14 protein-coding genes are annotated in these 16085 nt (G+C 60.0%); 4 read left to right on the top strand and 10 right to left on the bottom strand.

Features of this window, described 5'->3' with window-relative positions:
• Nucleotides 1–157: 157 nt before the first annotated feature.
• A complete protein-coding gene (locus tag F7R26_RS39350) occupies nt 158–1225 on the top strand; it encodes a porin (protein WP_011229350.1) in 1068 nt (355 codons plus the stop codon).
• A gap of 182 nt (nt 1226–1407) precedes the next feature.
• Nucleotides 1408–1686, top strand: coding sequence for a hypothetical protein (locus F7R26_RS39355; protein ID WP_008646716.1), 279 nt, complete (start codon nt 1408–1410; stop codon nt 1684–1686).
• Nucleotides 1687–1984: 298 nt separating this feature from the next.
• Here F7R26_RS39355 and czcE read toward each other — a convergent pair whose 3' ends face one another.
• From czcE to czcN, 9 genes are all read right to left on the bottom strand, one after another.
• Complete coding sequence (czcE, locus tag F7R26_RS39360; protein ID WP_011514820.1) at nt 1985–2386, bottom strand: copper-binding periplasmic protein CzcE; 402 nt, start codon at nt 2384–2386, stop codon at nt 1985–1987.
• Between the two features lie 108 nt (nt 2387–2494).
• Complete coding sequence (gene czcS, locus F7R26_RS39365) at nt 2495–3925, bottom strand: sensor histidine kinase CzcS (RefSeq protein WP_011229349.1); 1431 nt, start codon at nt 3923–3925, stop codon at nt 2495–2497.
• A gap of 4 nt (nt 3926–3929) precedes the next feature.
• The gene (czcR, locus tag F7R26_RS39370; RefSeq protein ID WP_008646724.1) at nt 3930–4607 is read right to left on the bottom strand and encodes a heavy metal homeostasis two-component system response regulator CzcR; all 678 of its coding nucleotides are present in this window, start codon (nt 4605–4607) and stop codon (nt 3930–3932) included.
• A 1-nt stretch (nt 4608) separates the two neighbouring features.
• A complete protein-coding gene (locus F7R26_RS39375; protein WP_004635344.1) occupies nt 4609–5559 on the bottom strand; it encodes a cation diffusion facilitator family transporter in 951 nt (316 codons plus the stop codon).
• Between the two features lie 50 nt (nt 5560–5609).
• Complete coding sequence (gene czcA / locus F7R26_RS39380; protein ID WP_004635342.1) at nt 5610–8801, bottom strand: heavy metal efflux RND transporter CzcA; 3192 nt, start codon at nt 8799–8801, stop codon at nt 5610–5612.
• Nucleotides 8802–8817: 16 nt separating this feature from the next.
• Nucleotides 8818–10380, bottom strand: coding sequence for a heavy metal efflux RND transporter CzcB (czcB, locus tag F7R26_RS39385; RefSeq protein WP_004635340.1), 1563 nt, complete (start codon nt 10378–10380; stop codon nt 8818–8820).
• Between the two features lie 17 nt (nt 10381–10397).
• Nucleotides 10398–11654, bottom strand: coding sequence for a heavy metal efflux RND transporter CzcC (czcC, locus tag F7R26_RS39390; protein ID WP_024570390.1), 1257 nt, complete (start codon nt 11652–11654; stop codon nt 10398–10400).
• Nucleotides 11655–11729: 75 nt separating this feature from the next.
• On the bottom strand, nt 11730–12077 hold the full coding sequence (czcI, locus tag F7R26_RS39395) for a CDF family cobalt-zinc-cadmium transporter CzcI (RefSeq protein ID WP_011229345.1): 348 nt from the start codon (nt 12075–12077) through the stop codon (nt 11730–11732).
• Nucleotides 12078–12391: 314 nt separating this feature from the next.
• Nucleotides 12392–13039, bottom strand: coding sequence for a heavy metal efflux RND transporter CzcN (gene czcN, locus F7R26_RS39400; RefSeq protein WP_150986967.1), 648 nt, complete (start codon nt 13037–13039; stop codon nt 12392–12394).
• A gap of 256 nt (nt 13040–13295) precedes the next feature.
• On the opposite strand from czcN, the gene F7R26_RS39405 reads away from it, so the two are divergent.
• Nucleotides 13296–13754, top strand: a complete 459-nt coding sequence (locus F7R26_RS39405; protein WP_004635330.1) for an MgtC/SapB family protein — start codon at nt 13296–13298, stop codon at nt 13752–13754.
• Nucleotides 13755–14357: 603 nt separating this feature from the next.
• On the opposite strand, the gene F7R26_RS39410 is transcribed toward F7R26_RS39405, so the two are convergent.
• Nucleotides 14358–14534, bottom strand: coding sequence for a hypothetical protein (locus tag F7R26_RS39410; RefSeq protein ID WP_004635326.1), 177 nt, complete (start codon nt 14532–14534; stop codon nt 14358–14360).
• A 598-nt stretch (nt 14535–15132) separates the two neighbouring features.
• Between F7R26_RS39410 and F7R26_RS39415 the strand changes: the two genes are divergently transcribed.
• A complete protein-coding gene (locus F7R26_RS39415; protein ID WP_004635320.1) occupies nt 15133–16071 on the top strand; it encodes a DNA-binding protein in 939 nt (312 codons plus the stop codon).
• The last annotated feature ends 14 nt before the right edge of the window (nt 16072–16085 follow it).

Here is a 16085-nt window from a genome sequence, read left to right on the forward strand (position 1 = left end):
GAAAGCCATGTCAATCCACATAACCCCGGTACGTTCCACCTTGTCGTCATCACGCGACGAAGTGACCCCACGTAATTACTTCGCAATCTGACCGTCATCTGCAGATTTCTATACTCGCCCCCACCAAATTAATTTCGGGTCTTAATGAGGAGAATCCATGAAGATTAGTCGCATTGCCGTCGCATCCCTCGGTCTGTTCGCTACAACCGCATTCGCTCAATCGAGCGTCACGCTGTATGGTGTGGCCGACGCGGGTATCGAGTATCTGAGCAACGTCCCATCGGCTTCGCCCGGTGGCTCGAACCAGGTTCGCATGACCTCCGGCAACATGTCGACGTCGCGTTGGGGCCTGCGTGGCGTCGAAGACCTTGGCGGCGGTCTGAAAGCCATCTTCGAATTGGAAAGCGGCATTTCGTTCGACACCGGCGCACAGAACAACAGCACCCGTCTTTTTGATCGTAGTGCCTTCGTAGGATTGGGTAGCAAATATGGTCAACTGACGTTGGGTCGTCAAACGACACCAATGTATGACACCACGCTGCAACTCGACCCGATGGGCTTCGCGCCGCGCTACTCGCTCTTCAAGATGGATGACGTCTTGGCGGGTCGCGCTGACAATGCTATCAAGTACCGTGGCATCTTCAGTGGCCTGACGGTCACCGGCCTCTACAGCTTTAGCCGCACCGGCGGCGGCGAAGTGCCGGGGAACTACAAGGTCGATCGAAACATGGGCGTATCGCTCATGTATGAAACCGGCGCCCTCGCTGTCGGCGCGGTGTACGACGAGATCCAGGGCAGCACCGTCGCCACGGCCGACCGCAAGGACCGCCGCGCTCTAATTGGCGCGAGCTACGCTTTCGGACCGGCTAAGGCATTTATTGGTTATCGCTGGTACAACGGCAATGTCGGTGCGCTGCCGACGAACGGTTCTAACATTTACTGGGCCGGCCTGCGCTATGGCCTGACGCCCGCACTGACGCTGACCGGCGCCGCCTACTACACGGACAGCCGCAATTCTGGCGCAGACCCGTTCCTGTTCGTTGCCTCGGCAGATTACGCTTTCTCGAAGCGTACCGATGTGTATATGAACGTCGGTTATGCACTGAACCGCGGCAACTCGCAGCTGGGCATGAACGGCTACAACTCGACGACCGGCAGCCCGACCAACGTTGTCCCTGGCAAGGATCAGACCGGCGTCGTCGTAGGCGTACGCCACAAGTTCTGAGCGAGCTCAAAAGAATCGACACTTTCTTGTTAATTCAAGAGAGTTTGTGCCTCCCAACCGGGAGGCATTTTTTTATGACAGGATCGTAATACGCGGGTAATTCAGTGGAGCAGGTCCGGTAGCTAGACTGTGAACACGGTGAGCGATTAGAGACTCACAAACATTGACTCCGGAGAGATTCCATGAAGACGATTCACACTGCCCTGATTGCTGCTGCCCTCACGATTGCTGCCGCCGGCTCCGCCATCGCTGCTACCCCTGATGGCCAGATCCACCGTCCCCGCGACCCCTACACCGACGGCGGACGCGCCGCAGTCAACGACATTTACGCCGGCGGTGCACGCATCGACAAGCGCGACGTGTTCACCGACGGCGCACGCCTCGGCCAGCGTGACGTATTTACCGACGGCTCGCGTATTGGGCCGCGTGATGTGTTCACCGATGGCGCACGCGGAATTTGACGCAAGCCGTCCCTGAAACTCAGACCGACCTCTGTGGGGGAGCCAGGCACCCGTCAGTTGCTTGGCTCTTGGTGCTCTTTCGCTTTATCCCGATGGCGAAAGCTTCCGAAGCTTGCCCTCCCCGGAGGGCAAGCTTTTTTTCCCTCCATCGGCGTCAATCCGGTGCCGTTCATGATGCGGTGGCGCGTGCTACAACTTCCCATCGCCTCGTGTATTGCTAAGCGGCAGAACCGACGCCAATGACGATGAAAAAGGCCCCGCATTGTGCGGGGCCTGTAGTTCACCGGTTCAGCAACGTTCAGCCACCTGTGAAGAGGTCGCTTCTATCAATATAGACGCGCACGCCAGCGCTACCCGGCAGATCCGGCATCAACAAGCCAAGGTCCACACTCGTATCCCTGACCATCTGGGCGAAGGTCCATGCGACGATCTTCTCGCCGGCCCGAAACGCCACCGTCTCGCCAGAGTCCACGTTGACATACCGCATCCCTGGCTTCACGTCGATAATGCGACTGGCCTGAGATTGGCCGGCTGGATCGCCATACAAGGTCGCGTGACGCTTCGCCATCGCCTGCGCCGTCGCCGTCGACGCAGGCACGCCCGGTTTCAACCCGGTCATTTCCAAAGCATACGAAGCCGACATCCCACCCAACAGCAACGCCGCAAACAGCAAGGCGTGTTTCTTCGTTTTCATAGTCATCTCCTTTCTAGAGACTTCGTTGATCTATGAAAACGAGTGTATAAATTGTACGCATGCTGCAGCCTTGCCCGGCGATTACAAATAGGCAATCGGGCTCATTGCACCACTCTACCCAACGACTGGTCGGTCCTGACTCGGCCTACCCACCGAAACCCGCGCTGAGGCTTCAGCACCGTTGAGCGGGAAGCGCAATGTAAAGCGTGTCTTCCCATCCAAGCCGCTCACGGCTGACGCGTCGCCGCCATGGAGCTCCATGATCGACAGGACGATGGCCAGGCCCAGCCCCGTGGACTGTGACGAGTTGGATCTCGCCCTATCCCCACGGAAGAACCGATCAAAGATGAGGGAAAGTTCCCGCTCCGGGATTGGGTCTCCAACGTTCGTGATGTCGATGCAACAATGTGCCGCTTCGCGGCGCACCACCAGATCTATCATCGAATTCGGCCACGCATGACGGACCGCATTTGACAGAACATTGTTGATCGCACGCTGGAACAGAATGGCATCAGCGACCAGGGTGGCATCCCCGCTTACCCTGATTACGACGCTTCGCTCCTCTGCAAGCACCGAAAAGTAGGCGGACAACTTGCGAAGTTCTGCATTCAACTGGAGTTCCGTCAACTCGAGCGCCACATTGGCACTGTCAGCTCGCGCGAGGAACAACATCGCATCGATCATCCTCGCAAGTCGCTGGTATTCGACCAGGCTTTCCTCCACCAAGGCGACATACTCGGGCCCGGTGCGGTCTCGTGACAAGGCGACCTCGGCATGTCCAATGAGGTTGTTAAGCGGCGTGCGCAAATCATGGGCAAGATCGGCGGAGAACCGCGACAGCTTCTGATAACCATCCTCGAGGCGTTGCAGCATCGCATTGAACGCAGAGGCGATATCACGCACTTCGGTGGGCTTGGGTGGCATGTCCACCCGGTAGCTCAGCCGTTCCACACTGATCCGGTTGATCTGCTTGATAAGTACGTGCGCCGGCTCCAGCTCACGGCGCGTAATGGCCGCCCCCACCAGGGCCGTCAATATCACACCGACGGTGGTACCAAGCACGAGCGTCGTCCGGAATCGCGCAGTCACCTGCTTCCTGTCCTCGCCAGACTTCGCCACGAACACCGTCGCCCGCGTACCGTCTCGCCCCAACACCGCATCGGCGGACTGGAACATGAGCGATGACTTTCCCGTGACCGCCGCTTGGTCAGTGCCTTCCAGCAATGCATCGTTGCCCGTGCGAAACAAAAGCCGGCCATCCAGCGCCGTGACGCGAACGATGAGGTCCGAGTAACCTCGCACCAGATCATCGAAGCGATGCTGCGCCGCCGGGACGCCCTGCACCCCGTCCACCTCGCGCAAGAAATGCTCGACCTGTTCGAGTTTTCCCTTTACAACCTCATCGTCTCTGGCCTCGAGTTGCGCGGCGAGCGAGTAGTAAGCAAAGGCGCCCATGCTGGCCAGCGCGATAGACAGTACCAATGCAAAGAAGAGCCCAAGCCGCCTCGTCAGTGACAGCGGGGTTATCGAAGTCCCGGGCCTCATTCCGTCACCGGCCGCGCTCTGGGTCGAGGACATAGCCCATTCCCCGTACGGTATGGATCAGCTTTTGATCGAAGGGATCATCCACCTTGGATCTCAGGCGCCGGATCGCGACGTCAACGACATTGGTATCCGTGTCGAAGTTGACGTCCCAGACCTGGGACGCGATCGTGGTTCGCGACAGCACCTCCCCTCTCCGGCGCATGAGCAGGTGCAACAGCGAGAACTCCTGATTCGTCAATTCAATGCGGGTAGTTCCCCGGAATACCCGCCTTCCAAGCACGTCGATGTCCAGATCGGCAATGCGCAATCGCTCGGACTCCTTCGAGGTGCTTTGGCGCAAGCAACGCCGGATACGGGCAAGGAGCTCGGCAAAGGCGAAGGGCTTGACCAGGTAATCGTCTGCCCCCAACTCGAAGCCTCTGACACGATCCGCCACATCATCCAGCGCCGTCAGAAACAGTACGGGTGTCTCGGACTTGGATCGAATGGACTTGATGACCGTCCACCCGTCCATACCTGGCAGCATGACGTCCAGGATGATGACGTCGTAGTCGGTCTCTTCCGCCATGTGGAGCCCATCGCCACCATTGTTCGCGATGTCGACCACGAAACCCGACTCCGACAATCCCTTCTGCAAATACTCCGCAGTACGCGGTTCGTCTTCTACAACAAGTACCCGCACCTTAGTTTCCTCCTGCAGCAAGCGACTTCGATCCGACCAGTGCTGGCGATGCATTGAAATGCTGAGCTGCATCCGCTTGTTCGCATGGTGCCAGTTCGAACTGAATGGTCACGTGCGTGATATCGAATTTGTCAGCCAGCATCTGCTTCAATTCCGGTAGCACTTCCATTTCCGGGTTGACGGCCGTGTCATTCACGACATGAACCGTCAAGCTCGCCTTGCCGCTGGTAAGTGCCCAGATGTGGAGGTCATGGAAGCTTTTTACCCCGGGCGTCGCCAGAATTTGCTTCTCAACCTCTGCCAGATCCACGTCATCGGGTACGCCTTCGAGCAGCACATTCAGGCTCGACTTCAGCAGGATCCACGTGCGAGGCAGTACCCAGAGGCCGATCAGCACCGCAATGGCGGAGTCGACCCACGCCCAGCCCGTGAAGCGGATGATGATCGCACCGGCGATGACGCCAACCGACCCGAGCAGATCGCTCCAGACTTCCAGATAAGCACCCTTCACGTTCAGGCTGCTGCTTTGCCCGGAGGACAGCATGCGCATGCTGATGAGATTGATGATCAGGCCCAGCACAGCCACGACGAACATGCCGGTTGACTCAATCTGAGGTGGCGATTTCAGCCGCAGGTAGGCTTCGTACAGGATGTAGATAGCCACACCGAACAGCAGCAATGCGTTAAAGGCCGCGGCAAGAATCTCAAAACGGTAGTAGCCAAATGTCCGCTTCTTGTCCGCGGGTCGCTTGGCGATCGCAATAGCAGCCAGTGCGATGGCCAGTGCGACGGTGTCCGTGAGCATGTGCGCGGCGTCGGAGATCAACGCCAGGCTCTTCGTCATGACACCACCGACCACTTCGGCAATCAGGAACGTACCGGTCAGCGCAAGGGCGATCTTGAGCGATCGCTCGTTGCCACCGGGATGGTCGTGTGAGTGACCTGCGCCCATAGAAACTCCTATAAAAATTGGGCGGTACGATGACCGCCCAAGGATTTACGTCATGCAGGCTGGCGGCCTTGATCCGGTTGATGCGTCTGAGTGACTGGCTCGCGAGTATCTTCCGCGTCCTCATCCTTGCGGTGAGCAAGTCGATAGAGCACCGGCAACACCAGTAGGGTCAGCGCCGTGGACGACAAGATGCCACCGATTACCACCGTTGCGAGGGGACGTTGCACCTCAGCGCCCGTACCGGTGGCGATGGCCATCGGCACGAAACCCAGGGATGCCACCAGGGCCGTCATCAGCACCGGACGCAGTCGCGTCAGGGCGCCAACTCGGACCGCGCTGTCGAGGGAATGCCCTTCTTCGCGCAGCGATCGGATAAACGACAGCATCACCAGACCATTGAGCACCGCCACCCCGCACAGCGCGATGAAGCCCACCGCTGCAGTAATGGACATCGGAATGCCGCGTATCCACAGGGCAAGAATCCCGCCAGTCAGCGCAAAGGGAATGCCCGTGAAGACTAGCAAGCCATCCTTGATGTTGTTGAACATCGCAAACAACAGTACGAAGACCAGCAACAGCGCCACCGGCACTACCACCTGCAGGCGGGTGGTGGCGGACTGCAGTTGCTCAAAGGTGCCACCCCATGTCATCCAGTAGCCAGCCGGGATCTTGACCTGGCTTTGGATAGCCGCTTCCGCCTCGGGCACGAATGAACCAATATCACGTCCACGAACGTTGGCACTGATCACGATGCGGCGCTTGCCGTTCTCGCGCGAGATCTGGTTCGGGCCGGGCGCCATTTCCAGCGTCGCCACCTCGCTCAATGGGATAAACGTCGTTCTCGCGTCCACTCCTTTTGGCAACGGAATCGGCAATCGGCGCAGAGCCTCGACCTCGCCGCGCACAGCTTCGGGCAGGCGGACCACGATATCGAAACGACGATCGCCCTGGAAGAAGGTTCCGGAATCACGGCCTCCGACGCCCGTTGCCACCGCGTCTTGCACGTCGCTCATGTTAAGCCCGTATCGCGCCGCCTTCTCCCGATCGATCTTGACCGTCAGCATCGGCAAGCCGGTGGTCTGTTCTACCTTCACCTCCTGCGCGCCGGGGATGCCCTGCAGCACGGCCGATACCTTCTTCGCCGTCTCGCTGAGCACGTTGTTGTCATCGCCGAAGATCTTGACTGCGACGTCCGAGCGGACCCCGGAGATCAGCTCGTTGAACCGCAGCTGGATCGGTTGGGAGAACTCGTAGTTGTTCCCGGGGATCTTGCCGGCTTCCTCCTGGATGGCGGACAGCAGTTCGGCATGTGTTTTCTTCGGCTCTGGCCAATCCTTCTCAGGCTTGAGCATGATGTAGCCATCCGAAATATTCGGCGGCATCGGATCGGATGCAATCTCCGCCGTACCTGTCCGCGCAAACACGCGCTCGATTTCGGGGAATTTTGCCTTGAGGGTCGTCTCGATCGTCTTCTGCATCTCCACGGACTGCGACAGGCTCGTGCCAGGAATGCGCAGCGCCTGGATGGCAATGTCGCCTTCGTTCAGATTGGGGATGAACTCGCTGCCCAGGCGGGCCGCAATGGCCACGCACAGAACAATTGACACCGCGGCAAACGTCAATACAACGGCCGTGTTCGCGAGCGACTTTTCCAGCAGCGGCTCGTAGCGACGCTTCGCCCAGAGCATGAGACGATTTTCTTTCTCGGCCACCCGTTCGCCGATGAACAAGGCGACCGCAGCCGGAACGAACGTCACGGACAGAATCATCGCGCCCAGCAGCGCCAGGACGACCGTGAACGCCATCGGGTGGAACATCTTGCCTTCCACCCCCGTCAGCGCAAAGATCGGCAGGTAGACGATCATAATGATGAGCTGACCGAAGATCAGTGGGCGACGCGCCTCCTTCGCTGCGGCAAACACCTCATGGAACCGCTCGGAGCGCGTCAATGGCCGGCCATGGTGTTCCTGCGCATGCGCCAGTCGCCTCACACAGTTTTCGACAATCACCACCGCGCCATCGATGATGATGCCGAAGTCGAGCGCGCCCAAGCTCATCAGGTTCGCACTGATCTTGTAGTTCACCATCCCCGTGAAGGTGAACAACATCGCCAGCGGAATGATCGTCGCGGTAATCAGCGCCGCGCGGATGTTACCCAGGAAAAGGAACAGAATTACGATGACGAGCACCGCGCCTTCAAGAAGGTTCTTCTTGACGGTCGCAATGGCCTTGTCGACCAGACGTGTCCGGTCGTATACCGTTACGATCTTCACACCTTCCGGCATCGTACGGTTAATGGAAGCGACCTTTTCATCGACCGCTTTTGACACAGCCCGGCTGTTTTCGCCGATGAGCATGAATACCGTGCCCAGCACAACTTCCTTGCCATTCTCGGTTGCCGCACCGGTACGCAGTTCCTTGCCAATCTCCACATCCCCGATGTCGCGAATGCGGATCGGCTGCCCCTGCGCTGTACCGACAATAATGTTGCGGATGTCGTCTTCGGACGCAACCTGACCCGGCGCACGAACCAGATACTGCTCGCCCCTACGCTCGATGTAGCCCGCACCCACGTTGTCGTTGTTCTTGTTCAGCGCATTGACGACGTCGGTCAGCGTCAGCCCGTACGACGCTAGCCGTTCAAGACTCGGCGCGACCAGGTACTGCTTGTTGAAACCACCGATAGTATTGATCTCGGTGACACCGGGCACGTTACGCAGTTGCGGCCGTACCACCCAATCCTGGATTTCGCGCAAATCTGTCGGCGTATAGGCAGTCCCGTCAGCTTTGCGAGCACCCTCTTCGGCTTCAACGGTCCATAGATAGATCTCCCCGAGGCCGGTCGAAATAGGCCCCATCGCCGGCACAACGCCTTCAGGCAGATTGTCCTTGGCTTCCTGGATGCGCTGGTTGACGAGTTGGCGCGCGAAATAGACGTCCGTGCCATCCTTGAAGATGACCGTCACCTGCGACAAGCCATAGCGGGACAGGGAACGCGTCTGTTCGAGTCCCGGCAGGCCGGCCATCACGACCTCGATCGGATACGTAACACGCTGTTCGGTTTCGAGCGGTGAATAGCCTGGTGCCGAGGTATTGACCTGAACCTGAACGTTGGTAATGTCAGGGACCGCGTCGATCGGTAGTCGGTTGTAGCTGAAAATCCCTAACCCGGCCATTCCAAACACGGCGAGCAGGACCAGCCATCGCTGCTGGATGGCGAAACTAATGATACGTTCAAACATTGCTGTTTCCCCCGTATCAATGGCCGTGTTCGGCGCTGGATTTGCCAAGTTCGGCCTTCAGAACAAAACTGTTGGCGGCGGCGTAACGTGCGCCCGGCTTCAGGCCCTCGACAATCTCGATGACCTTGCCGTTTGTCCGGCCGACCTTCACCGGCTGCGGCACGAATCCACCTTGAACCGCGACAAAGACTACGCTCTCGCCATTGACGTCCTGGACGGCCTCGGTCTTCACCGCAACGGGCACCTCGACATCAGCACCGAATACGTCGACCGTGACGAAGAGACCCGGTCGCCAAGCCATCTGTGGATTGGTCAATGTTACGCGGGCCTTCGCCGTCCGCGTCTGCTCGCCCAGCAGCGAACCCACGTATGAAACGGTGCCATCTGCCTTCACATCGGACGATGCCGAATTGATCGACGCCTTTTCGCCGATGCGCACCCGCTCGACATCCTTGGCAGACACCACGAACTCGGCCCAGACGGACGACAGATCCGACAGCGTGAACACGTTGGCGTTGTCCGCCACCGCTTCCCCAAGCGAGATATGCTTTTCAACGATCATGCCGTCGAACGGTGCGCGCAGCTCGTAGCGATTGAGTGCCGTCGAGCTGTTGCTGGCGCCAATGGCGGTCAGCTTCTGCTGCGCGTTCTGGACACTGATCTGCGCTTCCTGCAGCGCGTTGCGGGCGCTCAGATAATCTTGCTCCGCAGAGATCTTCTGTTCCCAGAGCTTCTTCTCGCGGTCATAAGTGACACGCGCCAGATCCAGACGTTTCTGTGCTGCGAGCAGTTCGCTGCGCTGGTCAGAAAGTCCGGTGCTCGCGATGACCGCGAGAACCTGTCCCTTCTTAACCTGTTGCCCAATATTGGCCGGAACGCTCTCTACGACGCCAGCCAGTCGCGGCACCACGTGGGCTGTCTTGTCTTCGTTGAAACGGATTTCGCCGGGGAACTGGACGCCAGCCTGGACCTTTGCCGAGCCCGCGGTTTGAACCACTACCCCTGTCTTGGCCAGCTGGTCCGCTGTCAACTCAATCTTGCCTTCCTCTTTCGAGAGCCGCACGGCGAGTGGCGAAGACGAACCGGGCAAGGTCACATTTGCGGTCACGTCAAAGACATGGGGCTCGGCAACTGGCTGTTGGCTTTCCAGCGCGTCGCCAGACACCACGAACTTGAGCGCTTGAGACTCGCCCGTAGCCCGCACGAGCTGGCCTGTCGCTGCCACGCCATTTGCCACCGCCTTCCCAGACTTGCTAACCCAGAGCCGAATACGGGCCTCGCCCTTGGATTCGGCCGTGCCAATTTCGACGTCATAGCCATCACGCGAAAAGAGCGCGCCACCATTGGGGCCCTTCTTGACCTCGTGATGCTCGCCGTCGCCGTGTGACTTGTCATCCTTGTGGTCGGCTTCCGCCGCCTGCTTGCCATGGTGCTCGGTGTCGCCATGCCCCTTGGATTCCGAGTGCCCACCCTGCTCTTCCGGCGCAGAGCGCCCGCTCAGCAGAACGCCACCAGTCGCGACGCCGCCCACCAGTACGATGGCCGCAATGGCAGCCTTTTGTTTGTTCGAAATAGCCATGTTTTATGAATCCCGTCTTAACGTCCCAGAATGCGATCGATCGTGGTCGCCGCCTGATAGGTTTGTCCAAGCACGCCGAGATAGCGGATGCGTGCCTGGAACAGCGTGCGCTGGGCATCCAGGACGTCCAGATAATTGAACTTGCCGGCCTCGAAGCCAATGGTCGCCGCGTTGAAGGCTTGCTCGGCGCCTGGCAAGACGGTCTGCTTCAGCGTTTGTGCCGAGGCGCGCGATACCGACAGCTGGTTCGATGCCATCAGGAGATTTCGGGTCAGGCTGATGCGATTGGCCAGATATTCATCCTGGGCCTTGTCCGCCTGGCGAATGGCCGAATACAAGTTGCCCTGATTCCGGTCAAAAATCGGCAACGGGATCGCCACACCGATCACCGCCATGTTGCGGTTGGCTTCTGTATCTCGCTTGGCACCCAGACTGACTGTCAGATCCGGATACTGGCGGCTGCGCTCAACGCCCACCAATGCCTGGCGGCGGTCAAGTTCAGCGCGGCTTGCGGCCACCAGCGGTGAGTTTTCCAGCTCCTTCTGAAGGAGTTCAGGCGCCGGCCTGGATGGCAGCGCGTCCAGATTGCCCTGTGCTTCGGCAAACTGCGGCGATGCATTGCCCCACAACGCCGTCAACGCCTGACGGGCGGACTGCAGGCTCGCCGTTGCTTCGGCCAATTCAAGTTCGGCGTTGGCCTGTTCGACACGTGCCTTAGTTTCGTCAACCGGGGAGATCTTGCCGGCCGCGACGCGGCGTGAAGCGGCTTGCGCGCCCCTCGCAGCGATATCCGCGGAGCCAGTTGCCAGCTTGACGCGTTCCTGTGCGATCAAGACGGAAAAAAAGCTCTCGATTACCTGCGCCCGAATGTCACCGCGAACGCCAGCCAGCGTTGCCTGCGCCAGTTCGCGCGTCCTTTCCGCGGCATTGATACGAGCCGAGCGCTTGCCGCCCAGTTCGATGGGGATATTCATCTGGGCGGTGGATGTACGGGTGGATTTCCGCGTGTCCTCGACCAGCGTCTGGAGTTCCGGGTTCGGAATAACCCGGGCCTGCATGATCCCACCTTCTGTGGAATCGAGTTCCTTGGCGGCGGCGGACAGGTTGAAATTGCTTCCTGCCGCCAGCGACAACGCGGCCTCGAGGGTCAACGGTCCCGCCGCTTCCCTTGGGAAGACGGGCACCATGGACGTGCCGGTGTCAGATTGCGCTACGGCAAAGTTTGGGCTGAGAAATGCTACCGCCAGCCCGAGCGGCAGAAATAGTCTTCGCATCGAATTGCACCAAGGTATGTGACCAGGAGAATTCGGCGAGAGACGAAAGGAGAAAAAGAGTCGTCGTCTCGCCGATCAAGCGAGACGCTGCCACTGAGGACGGTCGGGAGCCCTGGCATTCAGAGACGAGAACTCGGACGAATGTTGAGTATCGGTCACTTCTACCCGATTCGCTATCAACACGTCCTGCGTCTGTCCATAGACGAACGGGAGGGAGACCAGATGGCATACCCCGCAGTCTGTATCCACGAATGGCTTTTTCTCGGCATCCGTTTTACCTTCCGGCTGCTGATGACGATGCTCGTGGTGCCCAAGGTGCCAAGTGGCCGTGGCTTTCTCGTGCTGACAATAGCGTGCCGCTGCCGCCCAGGAAAACTGGAACGGCAAAATGAGCAGCACGAAGATCAGAACGAAACGTCGCATTCCTTGGGAGACTGTGCGGGGGGCTTGGGGTTGAAGTACTAACGGCTGGGCCGTCGCCGAAGTTTACATGAATCCTCGATCACCAGCATTAAGAGCAGATTACGATTATCGCTTTCGCCTGCTCGTTTTGGGGTGCCGCTTTCGCCCCTCATCAGTCTTACGCTTGGGGGCGGGCCCATGCTTCCACCGCAAATAGACAGCGAACCCCACATACAGGACGATCAGGCCGACCAGCATCACGAGCATGCTCTCGACAACAGAATCGGAGACGTGAGCGTAGTGCATGGCTGTACGTGTATGCGGAGTTGCCCGCATCAGGCAAGCGTCACGACCGCCCGGAGGACGCCGGCGTCATGGAACAAATCAAACGACTCCACGACCACCGACAGGCCGAGAAACCAGACCGAGTCCGCAATATTGCGTTGAAAGGAAGACACATGGACCGTCCATGTCGACTCCCCCCTATACAGCGACAGACGGGGAAAGAACGCTGGTGTACGGCGTGCGTATTCGGCGAATTCCGGGAAGGCGGAAGCCAGAAAGCGGTCTTCCGTCCGGATGACAGCCGGGTACATCAGCGCAAATGCGAGCGCCAGGACTGCGGTAACCGCCAGCGACTCGGTCATCGCCCCTAGTCCGATAATGCCTAGCAAGTTGCAGACATAGAGCGGATGGCGACACAGTGAATATGGACCCGAGGTCACCAAGGTATTGTTCTTGCGCCCGGAAATGTACAACGCGCACCAGAGCCGCCCGACCGTGGCCAGGCTCACCCCCAACATCCCCAGCGTCAGCAGCAGCGGCGACACCCAGGTACCGTCCCAGCGAGAATGGCCAAAGACCAGACTTGCCAGGACAAACGTTACGACAACACGCCAAACGCCGATGCGGTGGCGTGTCAGGAAATTGTCCAGCGCCCTCGAGAGACCAGCGGGTTGGGACGGGGAGATTGAATGAAGAATCGGTCATGCGGTTCGGGGGCTGGAGGAGAATGTCGCGCACTTCGAGTGGACACACTGGCGCGAAAACGAGCACTAATGGCCGGCATTCTAAGGTTGCCCTTCCGTTGTCAGGCTTTATTGCCGAAATGTAATACGTTGTTAATCTTGCCCCCCGGCCAGCGAATCCGGTTGTGTCATAGCTCGGCAATCTGACAGTCATCTTCTGCGACATAGACTGTCTTGGCCATTTTCAGGACACACCCAGAGACGCTCCGCAATGAACGACATCATCCGCACATTGAGCTCGGAATTCTCCGATCTCGCTAATGCTGCCGAGGCAGTACGTGCCGTCGTTCGAATGACCGTCTCTATCGTTTTGGGGGGCTTGCTGGGGTACGAGCGGGAGAGCTCGGGAAAATCCGCAGGCGTGCGCACTCACATGCTCGTCGCGCTGGGGGCATGCGTTTTTGTCGTGGTTCCCCTCCAGGCGGGCGTGCAGCTTGCCGACATGAGCCGCGTGCTTCAGGGTCTCACGTCAGGCATCGGATTCCTTTGTGCAGGGGCGATCCTGAAGCCGGACAATGAGACACACGTCAGGGGGCTCACAACTGCCGCGAGCATCTGGATTGCTGCCGCGATCGGCGTGGCCGCCGGCATGGGCCATGCGGTGACGGCCATCGTCGCGACTGCCTTCGCACTCATCGTGCTCAGAATCCTTCAAATGTCGAAGAAGTAAGACTCCCACTGCTCCCAAGCCACGTGCAGCGCGAATGCGCCAACTTCAGGTTCGGCCAGCATTTCCCAAACGTATGAGCGCGCTTAACAATACGCAAACTCCATCGCATGAGAATTTACCTGGATTACAACCTGTTTGCGTACCTTCACGAGGGCACGAACCCGGCTCTGCAAGCCAAAGTGAGCGCACTGTCCGATCGACATGAGTTTCCTTGCAGCCCGGCGCACATGGAAGAAATTGCCTCGGCGCTCGCAAGACCTTCGGATACTCCCCCGCTCGATCGGTTAGCGGCCGCTTTCTGCAAAATAGACGATGTTTCTCGAATTAGCCGGAACGTGCAATTGTCTCCGACGACGTTAGGCCCGATGGTTACGAAAGAAGGAACAGCCTCTCGAGTGCTTTCTTCGGGTCATGCGGCACTATCGCAAAGAGCCGGTTGTCGAGAAGAACGACTGGTATACGCGGGACTCCGTAAAGAAGGGGTCACTTCAGAAAACGGAAAATATTGCACGCTAAGGCATGGAAGAGGACCACTGCTGTCCCCAGGGGCATTGGCCAGCCGATGGCAAGCAGGTAGAAACCAAAGTCGGGGGACTCCCGTTCTCAGAGATCGGCTAGCAGCAGGTAGGCGCGGTCGAGTTGCCGATGAGCTTCCTGCCGGCGATCCATCGCTTCTAGGGCGAGCAGGAGGTCCTCGGCCAGCTCGAAATCGCTTTCCTGGCATGCCCTTTCGAACACCGCAAAGACCTCTTCATACAACGTGCGCCCCGGAACGCCCATTTGACTAACCTCCGGCGGAAAATCCGATGCTCTCTGCCGACTTGGTCCTGCCACGCCGCAGGGGCTTCTGTCCCCCATGGTTAATATGGACGTTCCCACGGCAGGGAAGGTCAAGCATTTTTCCGGCCGCGGGCCGACCTATGGTTCGCAAGCCGCCGCGCGAGACGGTTAGTGCTCGCCCCCTACAGTTCGTCCAGCGACTAGTTACCCGCACCCGGGCGCAGCCGCACCACCAGCATCGCCGCCCACTGGATATGCGGCCAGGCCAGCGAATAGACGAATGTCTGGATCAGGGGTCCCCTTGATTTCGCCGCAATTTACCGGGGTAGCCACCCGTAGCAGCCATGCGGGTTCCAGGGTGATGCCCACCCTAAAACCCTAGTCAAATCAGTCACTTGCTGACTGGTCCTTTTCCCCTTGGTTTTGGAACGTTGACCGCCCCCGCCGCGCGGCCAAGCGCGCCCTGTGGCTGGAAGCCATTGTTTCCGCAAGATAACTAGATTTATCCGTCTTTGGTTTTCCCAAGCAACACATAAATGGCTTTTCTAACGTTAGGTATGTGCGTAAGATAGGCTGAAATGCGCCTCCGGAAACTGCCATGCCCCGCCTCGCCGCCACCCCCGACCAGATCCGCGCCACCGTGCTGGCCATGCTCACCGAGGCCGGCGACGCGGCGCCGCCCACGGCCGCACGCTTTCGCCGCGTGGTGTCGGTGCGCAAGCTGCGTGACCGCCTGGGCGGCGGTGACCCTGCAACGCTGTCGCGTACGCTCAACGCGATCGAGGCCGAGGTGGTGCGCTCGGGCCTGGCCGACCTCGCCCTGCCCGAGATTCCGGTCGAGATCGCCGAAGCGATGCGCGCGCTGTGGCAGGCCGCGGTCGCGGTGCAGCTCGACGACGTGGTGCGCCTGAAGCGCGAGGCGCAAGCCACAGCCGACACCGCCGAGGCCGCCCGCGCCGAGGCCGAACTGCGGGTCGAGCTGCTGCGGGCCGAACTGAGCGAGGTGCGCGGCCAGCTCGCCGCGCGCGACACCGCGCTGGCCGTAGCGTGCGCCGCCCAGGCGGCGGCGTGCGCGCGCGCCGATGAGCAAGCCGCACGCCGGGGCGAGCTCGAGGCGGCGCTGGCGACCGCCCAGGAGCGCGCCACGGCGGGCGAGCGCACCCACACCGAGGCGATCGCCACCACCCAGGCGCGCTACGAGGCGCTGTCGAAGCAGCTCCTGCAGGAAACCGCGCACCAGCGCGACGCGGTGCGGGCCGAGCGCGCGCAACTGGCCTCCCAACTCAAATTCGCCGAGCGGCGCATCGCCGCGCTGGAAGACGAGCGCGCACGACTCGACGCCGACCTGGCCAGCGAGCGGGCCGCGCGCCAGACCGCCGCGGGCGAGGCGAGCGCACTCAAGGCCGTCACCGCCAGCCAGCGCGCCCAGCTCGACGAGCTGCTGCGTGCGACCCTGGCCGCGGCGCCACCAGCGGCCAAGACGCGCGTGCCCAGATCGACGGGCAAGGCGGCCGCCAAGCGGACCGCCCAGTCATGAAGCCGGCCGACTGG

Origin of the sequence: Cupriavidus basilensis (genome assembly GCF_008801925.2) — a bacterium.
GTDB classification, from domain to species: Bacteria; Pseudomonadota; Gammaproteobacteria; order Burkholderiales; family Burkholderiaceae; genus Cupriavidus; species Cupriavidus basilensis.

Coding starts and splice junctions, on each gene's coding strand:
- F7R26_RS39350 (WP_011229350.1), top strand. CDS start 158: ATGAAGATTAGTCGCATTGCCGTCGCATCCCTCGGTCTGTTCGCTACA.
- F7R26_RS39355 (WP_008646716.1), top strand. CDS start 1,408: ATGAAGACGATTCACACTGCCCTGATTGCTGCTGCCCTCACGATTGCT.
- czcE (WP_011514820.1), bottom strand. CDS start 2,386: ATGACTATGAAAACGAAGAAACACGCCTTGCTGTTTGCGGCGTTGCTG.
- czcS (WP_011229349.1), bottom strand. CDS start 3,925: ATGAGGCCCGGGACTTCGATAACCCCGCTGTCACTGACGAGGCGGCTT.
- F7R26_RS39375 (WP_004635344.1), bottom strand. CDS start 5,559: ATGGGCGCAGGTCACTCACACGACCATCCCGGTGGCAACGAGCGATCG.
- czcA (WP_004635342.1), bottom strand. CDS start 8,801: ATGTTTGAACGTATCATTAGTTTCGCCATCCAGCAGCGATGGCTGGTC.
- czcB (WP_004635340.1), bottom strand. CDS start 10,380: ATGGCTATTTCGAACAAACAAAAGGCTGCCATTGCGGCCATCGTACTG.
- czcC (WP_024570390.1), bottom strand. CDS start 11,654: ATGCGAAGACTATTTCTGCCGCTCGGGCTGGCGGTAGCATTTCTCAGC.
- czcI (WP_011229345.1), bottom strand. CDS start 12,077: ATGCGACGTTTCGTTCTGATCTTCGTGCTGCTCATTTTGCCGTTCCAG.
- F7R26_RS39405 (WP_004635330.1), top strand. CDS start 13,296: ATGAACGACATCATCCGCACATTGAGCTCGGAATTCTCCGATCTCGCT.
- F7R26_RS39410 (WP_004635326.1), bottom strand. CDS start 14,534: ATGGGCGTTCCGGGGCGCACGTTGTATGAAGAGGTCTTTGCGGTGTTC.
- F7R26_RS39415 (WP_004635320.1), top strand. CDS start 15,133: ATGCCCCGCCTCGCCGCCACCCCCGACCAGATCCGCGCCACCGTGCTG.